Below are 15,183 nucleotides of genomic sequence, written 5' to 3'. Positions count from 1 at the left end.
CATGGGGTTACTCCGCACGCAAAATATTGACGTAATGGCGGGTGACGGCTTCCAGATCATCGCCCTGCAACGGGAATTCGATGCCGCGCGGCGCATCGTGCGGCAGGCGGGCCAGCAGATCGCGCCAGCTGCCGTCGGTATCGTCCAGCGCGACGGCGCGCCAGCCGCGCGGGCCTTGGGTGGCGGCTTTGACGTGCACGTAACCGACGTGGCGGGCCAGGCGTTCGGCGGCGGCGAAAGCGTCTTGCCCCAACCATAGCCAGTTGGCCATATCGAAGGTCATGCTGACCGGCAGGTGGCTATCTTCCGCGGCGTGGAAAAAGGCGTTCAGCATCGACAAAATGCCGCAGTCCGGTGTCTGATCGTTTTCGACCACCAGTTTGACCGGGTGCTGCTCCAGCGCCACTTTCAGCTCGGTAAAATCAAAACCCGGGCGGAAATGGCCGAGGGATAACTTCAGCTGGCGCGCGTTCAGCGCCTGCGCTTCCGCCAGCAGCGCCGCCAGGTTGGGGTTCAGCGTATGTTGCGGGGTGAACAGCGCCTCAGGGGCGGAGTAGACGGCGAACAGCTGTTGGCGTTCGATTTCTTGCGCCAGGGCCGGCAGGCTGTCCAATTCGCCGGCGGCGAACAGTTCGCGGCGGATCTCCACCCCGTCGGCGCCCGCGCCGGCGATGATGGGCAACAGCGCGCGCTGGCCGCCGTATTGTTTGACGGTATCGGTGCCGTAGGCGCCGGTGACCACGATGATTTCTGTTTTCATTTTGACTCCTGAGGCGGCATTGTCGCCGCCGCTGCTGTTACCGGTACGTTAAATGGAACCGGTTCCAGCGAAAAGCGACAGAGTGTAAAAATATGATCGCAATCACGAAGCTGAGCAAAAAACAGCCGATGAGGGCGGGGCGGGCAACGGCCCCGAAGAAGGCGGGTTAGCGGGTGGTGGAGCCGCGGACGATCAGCTCGCCGGAGAACATCTGCTCGCCGCTGGGGGCGGCCAGGCCCTGAATGCGCTGCACCAGCCGCTCCAGTGCCGCGTGCCCCATTTGGTAGGTGGGCTGTTTCAGCGTGGTGATGCCGACGCCCGCCAGCTCCGCCCACTCCAGCTCGTCGAAGCCCAGCAGGCCGATGTCGTTGCCCCACTGGATGCCGAGCCGGCGCATGGCGCGCGCCACCTGCAGCGTCAAGGCGCCGTTGGCGGAGATCACCGCCTTGCGCATGCCGCGATGGCGGCCGCTGAAATCGCTCAGCACCTGCTCCAGCTTCTGCCGATCGTTGAGCGGCGTTTCGGCCTGCTCCGCTGACAGCGTGGGGTGCTGCGCCATGGTATGTCTGAAAGCGTGCAGGCGCTCGAGACGGGTATTGACCGTACCGAGCGGCTCGCTGAGGAACAAAATCGCTTCGAAACCTTGTTGCAGCAGGTGTTCGGTGGCGACGGTGGCGGCTTCGCGGTTGTTCAGGCCCACCACGTCGCAGGCGAAATCGGGGATTTTGCGGTCGATCAGCACCATCGGCAGCATCGACTGCTGCAGCGTGGATAACGCTTCCTCGCGCATGCCGACCGCGTTGACCACGATGCCCTCCACCCGGTAACTGCTGAGCAGCTGCAGGTAGTGCTGTTCCTGATTGACTTCGTTGTTGGTGTTACACACCAGCAGGGTAAAGCCGTGCTGGCGGCAGGCGGCCTCGATGCCGCGCATCACGTCCACCGAATAGGGGTTGGTGATATCGGCGAGGATCAGGCCGATCAGGCGGGTCTGGCCGCCCTTCAGGCTGCGCGCCATCTGGCTTGGCCGGTAGTCGAGCTGCTGGATCGCCTGTTCGATGCGCTGTTTGAGATCGTCAGAAAGCAGGTGCTGTTCACCATTCAGATAGCGCGACACGCTGGTCTTGCCGGTTTTGGCGATGCTGGCCACATCGCTGATGGTGGCGCGCCCTGAGGCGCGCGTTGCCTTGCCTGTGCTCACAGCCGATCCCTCCTGCGGTTAATTGCCAAGGAGACTACCATACCCGATGTGCGGGCGGGAGTGTTGAAGGGTAAGGCGAAAATCGCAGGGAGGCGGCGGGGCGCCGGTGGCGCCCCGCACGGGATTACTGCAGCGGGCTGAGGGTGATCTCGACACGGCGGTTTTGCGCCTTGCCTTCCGCGGTGCTGTTGGAGGCGATCGGGTTGTCCGGACCGGCACCGGTGGTGCGGATACGGTTCGCCGCCACGCCCTGGGTGATCAGCGCGCTGGCTACGCCGTCGGCGCGCTGCTGCGACAGGTTCATGTTGAGCGAGCGGGAGCCGGTGCTGTCGGTGTAGCCGACAACGTTGACTGCGGTTTTCGGATACTCTTTCAGCACCATGGCGACGCCGGTCAGGGTGTTGGCGCCCGCCGGTTTCAGCGTGGCGCTGCTGCTGTCGAAGGTCACGTTGTTCGGCATGTTCAGCACGATGTTGTCGCCCTGGCGGGTGACGCTGACGCCGGTGCCTTTCATCTTGTCGCGCAGTTTGGCTTCCTGCACGTCCATGTAATAGCCAGCGCCGCCGCCGAGGGCTGCACCGGCCGCTGCGCCGATCAGCGCGCCCTTGCCGCGATCTTTCTTGGAAGAGGACAGCACGCCGACGCCGGCGCCCAGTGCGGCCCCGAGGCCCGCGCCGATGCCGGATTTACCGGCTTCGGATTCGCCGGTGTAAGGGTTGGTGGTACAGGCCGACAGCGCGAGCGTGAGGCTCACGGCGCCGGCAATAATTGCAATGCGTTTTTTCATGTTCTTGTCCTTAATGGCATCAGAATCTGTACGCGCCGGCCCAAAGCGGGGACGCAAAAAAAAGTGGGTGACGCAGGGAGCCCGCGTCGCCGCGCTACCTATGACGCGCGGTTTCGCCGGCAGTTCCGGAGAAAAACGTGACAAATGATGAGCGCGGGTAAGTGCTGGGGGAGTTATGCGGTAAAACGCCGGGCGGCGCTATGCAGCGGATTCTTAATTGTGCGCATCCGGAGTGCGGATGCGCCTTTTTTAAGCATAACAGGTTGAATTTTCGACTGCCGGCCAGTTCATGATCAGCGTATAGGCCTGGGTTTCATCATTGAACAGGCGCTGCGTCACCTGAAAACCGTGCCTGTGGTAGAACGCGCAGGCGCGCAGGTTCTGCTGGTACACCTCCAGGCTGAGCCGGCGGTAGCGCTGCTGCACGTGCGTCATCAGCGCCTGGGCGACGCCGCGGCCGTGAAACGCCCGCTCGACAAACAGCGCGCCGATGAACTGTTCGTCCAGCACGCTGATAAAGCCGACGATCTCGTCGTCATGCCAGCAGGCCCAGCTTTGCGCGCGCGGCAGGTAGTTTTCACGCACCAGCGCGGCGCTCTCACGCCAGTATTTTTCCGCCACGAACGGATGAGCGGCGATGGTGCTGGGCAGCCACAGCGCCATCAGCCGGTCGATATCCTCCGGGCCACAGGGGCGGATCACCGTGGCTTTGGGTAGCACATGCATCCCGTGAGATGATCGTTCACCAGCCCGCTGGCCTGCATGAAGGCGTAACAAACGGTGGAGCCGATAAACTTGAAGCCGCGTTTTTTCAGCGCCTTGGACATGGCGTCGGACTGCTCGGTTTTGGCCGGCACCTGGTTCAGCGCCTGCCAGCGGTTGAGCTGCGGCCTGCCGCCGACGAAGTCCCAAATGAAGGTAACGAAATTCTCGCCGGCCGCCTCCATCGCCAGATAGGCTTTGGCGTTGGTGATGATGGCTTCTATCTTGCCGCGGTGGCGGATGATGCCGCTGTCCTGCAGCAGGTTTTCCACGTCCTGTTCGGTCATGGCGGCGACCCGCTGCGGATCGAAACCGTGGAAAGCGCGGCGGTAGTTCTCGCGCTTTTTCAGCACGGTGATCCAGGAAAGGCCGGCCTGTTGCCCCTCGAGGCACAGCATTTCAAACAGCTCGCGCGCGTCGGTGGTGGGCGCACCCCATTCCTGGTCGTGATACTCGAGATACAACGGATCGGCCGTCACCCAACCGCAACGTTCGTCTGCCATCCTGACTGTCCTTATGCTGTATTTATGAACAGTAATCATCGCTCGAAGCGCCGAACTTGGCAAGCCTCTGATTGTTTTGTCATCAGCCCGCTTGACGTGACGAAAAAGCCGACAATAGTTACTACATGGCCGGTGGAAAACCGGCCAACGATAAAAACGACATTGCCTTCATTTGCAGGCTCTCAGGAGTCGATTCATGCCTCTAAAAATAACGTGCATGCCCCGCCCGGCGGCGCTTGCAGTGGCGTTGCTTTGCAGTGTGACCCTTCCGGCTCAGGCGTACGATCAACTCTACGTCTTTGGCGATAGCCTGAGCGATACCGGCAACAACGGCCGGTTCACCTATGACGGTAACCAGCACCTGCTGTACGACGAAGCGTTGGCGCAACGCATCGGGGCGGCGCTGGTGGCTTCGGACAACGGCGGTGAGAACTACGCCGCCGGCGGCGCCGTGGCGGTGCCGGGCCTGAACCCGGCCGACAACACCCAGGATCAGGTGCAGCGCTATCTGAACCGGGTCAACGGCCAGGCCGACGGCGACGGTTTGTACGTTCATTGGATCGGCGGCAACGATCTGGCGGCGGCGGCATTAAATGCCGCTACCGCGCCCGGCGTGGCCTATAACAGCGCCGCCGCGGCAGCCGCGCAGGTGCATTCGCTGCTGAACGCCGGTGCCGGCACGGTGATCGTGCCGACGGTGCCGAACATCGGCTCCACGCCGCAGCTGATGGAATTGATCATTCAACAGGCGCTGTCGCCGGTGCAGGGAGCGGCGATCCAGGCGGCCTATGCCACGCTTAATTCGGTGGCGACGCCGGACAACGCTTCACGCACGCAGGCGATTCATGCGGCGTTGGCCGCCGCGGCGAAGCAGGGCAGCGCCATTCCTCAGGTGCAGCAGGCGATCGCCACGCAGCTTATTGCGGCGTATGACAGCCTGAGCGAGCAGGCCGCCCAGCTGACCGATTTCTATAATCAAAGTGAAGACCTTTTGCTGGCGCAGGGCGGCGGCAATATCGTGCGGGTGGACGTCAACAAGCTGTTCGCCGAAGCGATCGCCAATCCGGCGCAGTTCGGCTTCGCCAACACCGCCGGCATGGCTTGCCCGCCGGGCGTTTCCTCGGCGGTCTGCAGCTCCGATATGCCCGGCTTCGACGCCGGCCAGTCCTATCTGTTCTCCGACCATTTCCACCCGAGCCCGCAGGCGCACCTGCTGATTGCTGATTATATCCAGGCGGTGTTGGATGGCCCGGCGCAGGTAGTGGCGCTGAATCAGGCGACCGCGGCGATGGCGCGCGACAGCCGCGCCACGCTCGACAGCCGCTTCCAGCAGCTGCGCCACGGCGAAAACCCGCAGGGTTCGCTGGGCGTGTTCGGCGGTTACGCCGGCCAGCACTATGACTATGCCGATAACCGGGCGGCGGGGGACGGCAACGCCACCACCCACAACCTGACCGTCGGGGTGGACTATCAGCTGACCGACGGCTGGCTGATCGGCGCGTTGATCGCCGGTTCCAACGACGATCAACATCCTTCCAGCCGCTTTGATTACAAGGCGCGCGGGCTGCTGCTGTCGGCTTTCAGTTCACTGGCGATATTCGAGCAGGGCTGGGTCAACGCCGATTTGCACTATGCGACGATGGATTATGACGACATCCGTCGCAGCCTGCGGCTGGGGCCGCTGACGCGCACCGAAACCGGTTCGACCACCGGCAGGCAGTGGGGCGCGCGCGTGACCGCCGGCTATGACTTCCCGATCGCTTCTTACCTGACCACCGGGCCGGTGGCGCAGTTCGCCTGGGATTACAGCCGCGTTTCCGGCTACAGCGAAGATGGCGATGACAGCACCGCCATGCGCTTCAACGATCAAACCTACCACTCGCAGATCGGCGCGTTGGGCTGGCGGCTGGATACGCAATTCGGCGTGTTTAACCCTTATGCGGAAGTGAGTTATCAGCACCAGTTCGGCGACGACGTCTACCGCGCCGGCGGCGGCCTGAAATCGACGCAAACCTCGTTCACCCGCGACAGTGCGGGCCAGGACAAAAACTGGGTGGATGTCACGTTGGGGGCCAACATGCCGTTGACGGACAGGGTATCGGCCTTCGCCACCGTCTCGCAAACCGGCGGGCTGAGCAGCGGCGAGCAGTTTATGTATAACGTAGGCGTCAGCGCGCGCTTTTGAACGAATCGGACAGAGAATGAGGCTAATGGAAGGCGGGGTGGCAAGGCGGTGCATGTGAGTGAGACTGTACTTTAGTACAACTATCATTTGTCGCTAAAAGCTCTTATCGTTGTTGCATAACGATAAAATACAGCACTACAAAAAAAAACTGATCCTATAAAGGATCAGGTAGCCACTTGGCCAACACCAGGGAAAATTTTGGTTATTATTGTATATCCAAATCTTCACTGTCAATGGCTTTCTCCCTTCATCATTGGATGTGGGGCGTTTTTGCCTGCCTGCCTCATACCTCCCATCTTCAGCTCGACAGAACAATTTTTGTCAGATTCACGTCATGATGCTGAGTTGTTATGGTTTTGTTTTATTTGTGTTTATCCGCCGTGCTATGCCTTCTATCGGCCCTTCTTCAGTGAAGCGCTTATTTCACGATTAAATTAATTTCCCCTCCGAAATTATTTAAATTTACGCTTTAAAGCGCATGGCCATTATTAACGCATCCTCTATGTCTGCCAGATTAATTTACTTGGCAGCGCAACCGGGTTATACTCTTCTGCGTTTTATAGTATTGTTATTTCTTGAAGAGGATGGGTGAGTGTCTAACTTTTTTTTCAATAATGAAACCATTAATGCCTCTATCAAAGAAGAGTTGGAACGTGGTCTGAGTAAATACAATAATATAAAATATGCCTATGCTATAATGAATAAAAGAAATCCGGCTAATTTCTCAATCGTTTCCAATAGAACGGAGTGGTTTGAGTTTTATATCAAGAATAACTATCAGTTTATTGATCCCGTTTTGATTACCGCATCGCATAGAATTACCCCGTTTACCTGGGATAAAGATTTGGAAATTGGCTCAGGGTTAAAGTTGCCAAAGATTTTCGATATGGCTAAGAACTACAATATTATTAATGGATATACTTTTGTGTTGCACGATCATCATCATAATCTGGTGGTGTTATCCATTATGCTGGATAAGCATTGTGATACAGATGTTGAACAGCAGATTGACAATAATAAGGCCGAAATTCAAATGCTGCTGATTACCATGCACGGAAAAATGACGGCGCTCTACCAGGAAATGAGCACGCCTGCTGACTTTGAAAAGATGAATCAGCGGGAGTTTTTCTCCAAGCGTGAAAATGAGATTATTTACTGGGCGAGCTTAGGTAAGTCCTACCAAGAAATTGCACTTATCTTGGGAATAAAACTCACTACGGTAAAATATCACATTGGCAACGCTGTCAAAAAGCTTGGCGTCACCAATGCCAAACATGCCATCAGGTTAGGTGTGGAGCTGCAACTCATCCGGCCGCTTCTCGCAGATGCGGAAGGATAATGGCCATGCATCCAACGGGTTATCCCATTTTGTGGCGTGTTGGTTGATGCGCGCTAGCAATCTGTTCCGGTTGGCATCGTCTATCGGCATGTAGATCAGGTAAATATTTTTATTTTTCTCGGAACATCCGGTTTTTACCACCGAGATATGCCAGCCGGAACGTTGGAAAATGATGCGCATCGGGTGACTGATAATGGCGTAAATGCCTTCGTAGCCGCAGCTTCTTGCATAATTTATCATCGATAGAAAAAGCATGGCGCTAATCGGCGCTTGATGGAGTTGAAGTGCTTGAATGCGAGCCTTATCTATAAATAATCTGCTGGCTTCAACGTAATTTCCATCGGGGAGTTTTATATCGTTAAAGTAATTGTTGAACACACCATCGCTGATCATGTTTGGGTGTTTCGTTTCGATAAATCGCAAGCTGCAAATGACGTGATTCTGGTAGGTGCCGAAAATATAGGTGGCGTGACGATTGTCGTATTCGTCAAATTCCATGTTGTTTTCACAATTAACGAGCCAGTCTAAACGGTCTTTAAACGTTTTTTTTCTTAAAGAGAATAGTTCTTTCGATCTGTTATCTGGCAGCAAATTATAGTCTACGTCAAAGAGCTCTATCATTTTCAATCTTTTTCCTAAGCGACTTAAATGGTTTTTTAGCTGCGGCTGTCATTTGTTTTTATTATACTACCAGAGTCATTATGGCAAGTAAATTTCAGGCGGTGCGGCATCGGCGAGAATAAAGTAGTATATAACACTGAGTTATGTTTTTTTTCATTCTATTCACTTATTTGAATGTTTTTCAACACGCCTGTAGTTTGACGAAGAGGTGTCAAGCTGACGGTAGTAGAGCATGTAGGGTATGACGCGATATTTCTCTCAAGCAAACCAGTCGAGTCTGCGATAGCGGTGCTGTTGCCTCGCCCCTGAGGACGGTGGAGGCAGTACCGGGGATTTACCGCGCTGATGTCGCCGGCGGTTTCCGTGGCTGAAGGGTGAAAATCCAGCGCTTCTCGTCCCGATTCGCACTTGTTGCCGGATTCTGGCTGTATATCTTACGGTCAAAGGGTATACTGGCGCATTCCATCTAAATCCACTTGTATCGCGTGCGAATTCAACATGCAAAAGTTTGATACCAAGACCTTCCAGGGCCTGATCCTGACACTGCAGGATTATTGGGCGCGCCAGGGCTGCACCATCGTTCAACCATTGGACATGGAAGTCGGCGCGGGAACCTCACACCCGATGACGTGCCTGCGCGCACTGGGGCCGGAGCCGATGGCCGCCGCCTATGTGCAGCCATCCCGCCGCCCGACCGACGGCCGCTACGGTGAAAACCCGAACCGTCTGCAGCACTACTATCAGTTCCAGGTGGTGATTAAGCCATCGCCGGACAACATTCAGGAACTCTACCTGGGCTCGCTGAAAGAGCTGGGTCTGGATCCGACCATCCACGACATTCGCTTCGTGGAAGACAACTGGGAAAACCCGACGCTCGGCGCCTGGGGCCTGGGTTGGGAAGTGTGGCTGAACGGCATGGAAGTGACGCAGTTCACCTACTTCCAGCAGGTCGGCGGCTTGGAGTGCAAGCCGGTGACCGGCGAGATCACCTACGGCCTGGAGCGCCTGGCGATGTACATCCAGGGCGTGGACAGCGTATATGATCTGGTGTGGAGCAACGGCCCGCTGGGCGTCACCACCTACGGCGACGTGTTCCACCAGAACGAAGTGGAGCAGTCCACCTACAACTTCGAATACGCCGATGTCGACTTCCTGTTCTCCTGCTTCGAGCAGTACGAGAAAGAAGCCCAATCGCTACTGGCGCTGGAAAAACCGCTGCCGCTGCCGGCCTACGAACGCATCCTGAAGGCGGGCCATACCTTCAACCTGCTGGACGCGCGCAAGGCGATTTCGGTGACCGAGCGTCAACGCTACATTCTGCGCATCCGCACGCTGACCAAAGCCGTTGCCGAAGCCTACTACGCTTCCCGCGAAGCGCTGGGCTTCCCGATGTGCAACAAGAAGAACGAGAACTAAGAGGCAGCCATGACTCAACAGACTTTCCTGGTGGAAATCGGCACGGAAGAGCTGCCGCCGAAGGCTCTTCGTTCCCTGGCGGAATCTTTCGCCGCCAACTTCACCGCCGAGCTGGACAACGCCGGCCTGGAACACGGTGACGTGAGCTGGTTCGCCGCACCGCGCCGCCTGGCGCTGAAAGTGGCCAACCTGAGCGCGGCGCAGGCCGATCGCGAAATTGAAAAACGCGGCCCGGCGATCGCCCAGGCGTTCGACGCCGAAGGCAAACCGAGCAAAGCGGCCGAAGGCTGGGCGCGCGGCTGCGGCATCACCGTCGATCAGGCTGAACGCCTGGTGACCGACAAGGGCGAGTGGTTGATGTACCGCGCCCACGTCAAAGGCCAGTCGGCGCAGGCGCTGCTGGCCGGCATGGTCAGCACCGCGCTGGCTAAACTGCCGATTCCGAAACTGATGCGTTGGGGCGACTCCGACGTGCAGTTCGTGCGTCCGGTGCACACCGTCACGATGCTGCTGGGCGCCGATCTGATCCCGGGCACCGTGCTGGGCATCGACTCTGCGCGCACCGTGCGCGGCCACCGCTTCATGGGCGAAGCCGAGTTCACCCTCGACAACGCCGACCAATACCCGCAGATCCTGCTGGAGCGCGGCAAAGTGGTCGCCGATTATGAAGCGCGTAAAGCCTTCATCAAGCGCGACGCCGAGCTGGCGGCGCAGAAGATTGGCGGCAAGGCCGATCTGAGCGACAGCCTGCTGGAAGAAGTGGCCTCGCTGGTGGAATGGCCGGTGGTGCTGACCGCCAAATTCGAAGAGAAATTCCTGGCGGTGCCGGCGGAAGCGCTGGTGTACACCATGAAGGGCGACCAGAAGTATTTCCCGGTGTACGACGCCGCGGGCAAACTGCTGCCGAACTTTATCTTCGTGGCCAACATCGAGTCGAAAGACCCGCAGCAGATCATCTCCGGTAACGAGAAAGTGGTGCGTCCGCGTCTGGCCGACGCCGAGTTCTTCTTCAATACCGACCGCAAGAAACGCCTGGAAGACAACCTGCCGCGCCTGGAAACCGTGCTGTTCCAACAGCAGCTGGGCACCCTGCGCGACAAGACCGGCCGCATTCAGGCGCTGGCGGGCTGGGTTGCCGGCCAGATCGGCGCCGACGTCAACCACGCCACCCGCGCGGGCCTGCTGTCGAAGTGCGACCTGATGACCAACATGGTGTTCGAATTCACCGACACCCAGGGCGTGATGGGCATGCACTACGCGCGCCACGACGGTGAGGCGGAAGACGTCGCCGTTGCGCTGAACGAGCAGTATCAGCCGCGCTACGCCGGCGATGCGCTGCCGCAGTCGCTGGTGGCCTGTTCCCTGGCGATCGCCGACAAGATGGACACCCTGGCCGGCATCTTCGGCATCGGGCAGCATCCGAAAGGCGATAAAGACCCGTTCGCGCTGCGCCGCGCCGCGCTGGGCGTATTGCGCATCATCGTCGAGAAAAACCTGCCGCTGGATCTGCAGACCCTGACCGAAGAGGCCGTGCGCCTGTACGGCAGCAAGCTGACCAACGCCAAGGTGGTCGACGAGGTGGTGGAATTCATGCTGGGCCGCTTCCGCGCCTGGTATCAGGAGGAAGGCCACGCTGTCGATACCATTCAGGCGGTGCTGGCGCGCCGTCCGACCAAGCCGGCCGACTTCGACGCGCGCGTCAAGGCGGTCTCCCACTTCCGTACGCTGGAAGCGGCGGCGGCGCTGGCTGCGGCCAACAAACGCGTCTCCAACATTCTGGCCAAGTCTACCGAAACGCTGAACGACAGCGTGCGCGCCTCGGTGCTGAAGGATGCAGCGGAGATCCAGCTGGCGACTCACCTGGTGGTGCTGCGCGACAAGCTGCAGCCGTACTTCGCGGCGGGCAACTACCAGGAAGCGCTGGTGGAGCTGGCTGCGCTGCGCGAGCCGGTGGATGCGTTCTTCGACAACGTGATGGTAATGGCGGACGATGCGGAAGTGCGCGTGAACCGTCTGACGCTGTTGAGCAAGCTGCGCGAACTGTTCCTGCAGGTGGCGGATATCTCCGTGCTGCAGTAAGTGGCCTCTCTGCTGTGAAAAGGCGCCTGCGGGCGCCTTTTTTTATTTCCGTTTCCTGGGGGCGAAGGCAAGGTCGCCTGGCGACTTGGGGGGCGACTTGGGGGGCGACTTGGGGGGCGACTTGGGGGGCGACTTGGGGAAATTGAAGCGTCCGGTCGCCGACGGCAATGAACCTCAGTGCGTTTTGCGCACGATTTTCAACCGCATCCGGCCGGGGCAATGCTCATCGCAAGCGGAATCGCGTATCGGAATGCCGCCAGTTGATCTATTCTTATAGGCGCACGGAGTGCGGAAAAAGGGGCGGAGTCCAATGAAAAAGCAGGTTTATAACAGGAGTTATGTCACATGGCGGTAGGGATCCAGAGCAGAGGTTTCGCGCGTTGGTTGGCACCGGTATTGGCATTGTTGGTGGTCATGCAATTGACCGCCTGCGGCGATAAAGAGCCGGAACAGCGCAAAGCATTTATCGATTACTTACAGAATACCGTGATGCGCAGCGGGGCGAACATCCCCACGCTGAGCGAAGACCAGAAGCAGAAGTTCGGCAACTATGCCGGCGATTACGCGATTTTGGTCGGCTTTTCGCAGCAGCTGTCCAAGTCGGTCGGCGCCAGCCTGACGCCGGCGCTGGATCAGATTAACCAGATCCGCACCGCGCAGGACTACCTGAACAAACGCGACGCGCTGCAGCAATCGGTCGGCGCGTTGAACCTGCTGGGCCAACAGATCCAGTCCGCTAAATCGCAGGCGGATACCGCCCGCGCGGCGCTGAAGCAGCCCGACGATCTGAAGGCGGTGTACAACCAGGCCTATGACAAGATCGTTACCGCACCGGCCAACGCCTTGATGCCGGCGATCCCGACCACCGCCGGCTTCGTGCAGGATCTGGTGCAGGTTGGCGATTTCCTGCAGAGCCAGGGCAACCAGGTCAGTTTCAACAACAACGGCGTGCAGTTCCGCACCGCGCAGCAGGTGGCGCAGTACAACACCATGATGTCGAATCTGGTGGCCAAGCAGCAGAACCTGCTGAATGCGCAGAAAGCCGTTCAAAGCGTGACGCAATAACGCACCGCATGCACGACATACGGGCCGGCATTGCCGGCCCGTTTTATTTCCCCTCAGCGTTTCCAATAGCTTGCTGGTTTATTGCGCAGGCTTCTGTACTACACTTCAATTAATCCATTCATTCGGCAATGTAGTTTTCTTTCATTCATCACTTCGCTAGTTCCCGGCGGGATGAATGCTCACAGGGATGATCAAACAGAGCGTCGCGATCGGCGCCGCAGTTGAAAATAAATTGTGATGTTTATCACAATTTAAAAACAAACCATCAGCTTAAAAATGTGATCAACATCACTTTATTGTGGGTTTTCAGGCGACTTTTTTCTCACTGTGCTTTTTTTACACGCCATAAGTGTGATCTTTATCACTATAAAGGGTGGTTTGTTGGGGTGTTGTATGTGATTTGTGTCACAAAAAATCCGTGAAGTTCGCGTGACAAAAACAGCGTGATAGAGTCCGTTTCGCATACAGCGGCAACACGGCTGGATCGTCACAACAATAATCACGCGCTCTATTGTCAGCGCGTAACAATAGGGGTGTGTTTTATGTTTTCACCAGACATCAAGGTTAAAGTACAAAACTTTGGCCGCTTCCTGAGCAACATGGTGATGCCCAACATCGGCGCCTTTATCGCCTGGGGGATTATCACCGCGCTATTCATTCCAACCGGCTGGCTGCCGAATGAAACCTTAGCCAAGCTGGTCGGCCCGATGATCACCTACCTGCTGCCATTGCTGATCGGTTATACCGGCGGGCGGCTGGTGGGCGGCGAGCGCGGCGGTGTGGTCGGCGCTATCACCACCATGGGCGTCATCGTCGGCGCCGACATGCCGATGTTCCTCGGCTCGATGATCGCCGGTCCGCTGGGCGGCTGGGCTATCAAGCACTTTGACCGCTGGGTGGACGGCAAGATCAAAAGCGGTTTTGAAATGCTGGTGAACAACTTCTCCGCCGGCATCATCGGCATGCTGCTGGCGATCCTGGCTTTCCTGGGCATCGGGCCGCTGGTGGAGGTGCTCTCCAAGCTGCTGGCGGCGGGCGTGCACGTGATGGTGAAGAACAACCTGCTGCCACTGGCGTCCATCTTCGTTGAACCGGCGAAAATCCTGTTCCTGAACAACGCCATCAACCACGGCATCTTCTCGCCGCTGGGTATCCAGCAGGCCACGGAAGTCGGCAAGTCGGTATTCTTCCTGATCGAAGCCAACCCAGGCCCGGGCATGGGCGTACTGATGGCCTACATGTTCTTCGGTCGCGGCAGCGCCAAGCAATCCGCCGGCGGTGCGGCAATCATTCACTTCCTGGGTGGCATCCACGAAATCTACTTCCCTTACGTGCTGATGAACCCACGCCTGCTGCTGGCGGTGATCCTGGGGGGCATGACCGGCGTCTTCACCCTGACGATGCTGAACGGCGGCCTGGTTTCTCCGGCTTCTCCGGGTTCGATCCTGGCAGTGCTGGCGATGACCCCGAAAGGCGCCTACTTCGCCAACATTGCGGCGGTGTGCGCAGCCTTTGCCGTCTCCTTCGTGGTGTCCGCTTTCCTGCTGAAAACCTCCAAGGTGAAAGAGGATGACGATCTGGAAGCCGCGACCCGTCGCATGCAAGAGATGAAATCGCAGTCCAAAGGCGGCGCGGCGACGCCGGCATCGGTCGACGGCGATCTGAGCACCGTGCGCAAAATCATCGTCGCCTGCGATGCGGGCATGGGTTCCAGCGCCATGGGCGCCGGGGTGCTGCGCAAGAAAGTGGCCGACGCCGGGCTGAAGAACATCTCGGTGACCAACAGCGCCATCAACAGCCTGCCGGACGATGTGGATCTGGTGATTACCCACCGCGATCTGACCGAGCGTGCGATGCGCCACGCGCCGCAGGCACAGCACATCTCGCTGACCAACTTCCTCGACAGCAAGCTGTACAGCGATTTGGTCGACCGTTTGCTGGCGGCCAACAAAACCAGCGACAACCAACAAAAGGTACTGGGCGCGCTGGACGACAGCTTCGAAGCCGGTGAATCGAACCTGTTCAAGCTGAGCGAGAGCAACGTGTTCCTCAACCTGCAGGCCAGCGACAAAGAGCAGGCGATCCGCTTCGCCGGCGAGCAGCTGGTGAAAGGCGGCTACGTCGAGGCGGAGTACGTGCCGGCGATGCTGGAGCGCGAGAAACTCACCTCCACCTACCTGGGCGAGTCGATCGCTGTGCCGCACGGCACCATCGAGGCCAAAGACCGGGTGCTGCGCACCGGCGTGGTGTTCTGCCAGTACCCGCAGGGCGTGCGCTTCGGCGAGGAAGAGGATGAAGTGGCCCGTCTGGTGATCGGCATCGCCGCGCGCAACAACGAGCATATCCAGGTGATCACCAGCCTGACCAACGCGCTGGATGACGAGAGCGTGATCGAGCGGCTGGCGAATACCACCAGCGTGCAGGAAGTGCTGGACCTGCTCGGCGGCAAAAAAGCCGGATAACGG

The 15,183-nt window shown here is 58.5% G+C and carries 12 protein-coding genes; 6 read left to right on the top strand and 6 right to left on the bottom strand.

All coding sequences use genetic code 11. The features are described 5' to 3' along the window. Positions 1-7 precede the first annotated feature (7 nt). The 5 genes from ACF8MC_RS20790 to ACF8MC_RS20770 all read right to left on the bottom strand — a co-directional run bounded on the left by ACF8MC_RS20790 (position 8) and on the right by ACF8MC_RS20770 (position 4,013). A complete protein-coding gene (locus ACF8MC_RS20790; RefSeq protein ID WP_164105508.1) occupies positions 8-760 on the bottom strand; it encodes a sugar phosphate isomerase/epimerase in 753 nt (250 codons plus the stop codon). Between the two features lie 166 nt (positions 761-926). Next, the gene (locus ACF8MC_RS20785) at positions 927-1,961 is read right to left on the bottom strand and encodes a LacI family DNA-binding transcriptional regulator (RefSeq protein ID WP_033653960.1); all 1,035 of its coding nucleotides are present in this window, start codon (positions 1,959-1,961) and stop codon (positions 927-929) included. Positions 1,962-2,085: 124 nt separating this feature from the next. Beyond that, positions 2,086-2,748 (bottom strand): OmpA family lipoprotein, encoded by a 663-nt coding sequence (locus tag ACF8MC_RS20780; RefSeq protein WP_033631402.1) that lies wholly within the window; start codon positions 2,746-2,748, stop codon positions 2,086-2,088. A gap of 249 nt (positions 2,749-2,997) precedes the next feature. After that, entirely contained in the window at positions 2,998-3,450 is a 453-nt protein-coding gene (locus tag ACF8MC_RS20775) for an N-acetyltransferase (protein WP_041037311.1), read from the bottom strand. After that, positions 3,447-4,013: a DNA-3-methyladenine glycosylase I gene (locus ACF8MC_RS20770; RefSeq protein WP_033636547.1), complete on the bottom strand. Its 567-nt coding sequence runs from the start codon at positions 4,011-4,013 to the stop codon at positions 3,447-3,449. Before ACF8MC_RS20770 ends, ACF8MC_RS20775 begins: the two co-directional genes overlap by 4 nt. A 196-nt stretch (positions 4,014-4,209) precedes the next feature. Between ACF8MC_RS20770 and ACF8MC_RS20765 the strand changes: the two genes are divergently transcribed. Together ACF8MC_RS20765 and ACF8MC_RS20760 are read left to right on the top strand one after the other, a co-directional pair. Further along, on the top strand, positions 4,210-6,198 hold the full coding sequence (locus tag ACF8MC_RS20765) for an autotransporter outer membrane beta-barrel domain-containing protein (protein WP_164105506.1): 1,989 nt from the start codon (positions 4,210-4,212) through the stop codon (positions 6,196-6,198). Positions 6,199-6,790: 592 nt separating this feature from the next. Next, the gene (locus tag ACF8MC_RS20760; protein ID WP_049211658.1) at positions 6,791-7,537 is read left to right on the top strand and encodes a LuxR family transcriptional regulator; all 747 of its coding nucleotides are present in this window, start codon (positions 6,791-6,793) and stop codon (positions 7,535-7,537) included. On the opposite strand, the gene ACF8MC_RS20755 is transcribed toward ACF8MC_RS20760, so the two are convergent. Next, entirely contained in the window at positions 7,484-8,158 is a 675-nt protein-coding gene (locus ACF8MC_RS20755) for an acyl-homoserine-lactone synthase (protein WP_079656089.1), read from the bottom strand. The genes ACF8MC_RS20760 and ACF8MC_RS20755 overlap by 54 nt on opposite strands. Positions 8,159-8,656: 498 nt before the next feature. Here ACF8MC_RS20755 and glyQ point away from each other — a divergent pair, with 498 nt between their 5' ends. The 4 genes from glyQ (at position 8,657) to ACF8MC_RS20735 (ending at position 15,180) form a co-directional block, all read left to right on the top strand. Then, positions 8,657-9,574 carry a glycine--tRNA ligase subunit alpha gene (glyQ, locus tag ACF8MC_RS20750; protein ID WP_004933966.1) on the top strand — a complete coding sequence of 306 codons (918 nt, stop codon included), beginning with the start codon at positions 8,657-8,659 and terminating at the stop codon, positions 9,572-9,574. 9 nt (positions 9,575-9,583) lie between these two features. Further along, entirely contained in the window at positions 9,584-11,653 is a 2,070-nt protein-coding gene (glyS, locus tag ACF8MC_RS20745) for a glycine--tRNA ligase subunit beta (protein ID WP_164105504.1), read from the top strand. 345 nt (positions 11,654-11,998) lie between these two features. After that, a complete protein-coding gene (locus ACF8MC_RS20740) occupies positions 11,999-12,718 on the top strand; it encodes a DUF3053 domain-containing protein (RefSeq protein WP_033636551.1) in 720 nt (239 codons plus the stop codon). A 542-nt stretch (positions 12,719-13,260) separates the two neighbouring features. After that, positions 13,261-15,180, top strand: coding sequence for a PTS mannitol transporter subunit IICBA (locus ACF8MC_RS20735; RefSeq protein ID WP_041037303.1), 1,920 nt, complete (start codon positions 13,261-13,263; stop codon positions 15,178-15,180). The last annotated feature ends 3 nt before the right edge of the window (positions 15,181-15,183 follow it).

It is taken from the genome of Serratia sp. LACPHL-BACT-2024-00286 (assembly GCF_043109535.1).
GTDB classification, from domain to species: domain Bacteria; phylum Pseudomonadota; class Gammaproteobacteria; order Enterobacterales; family Enterobacteriaceae; genus Serratia; species Serratia sarumanii.
This window is presented reverse-complemented; position numbering and strand designations above follow the sequence as displayed.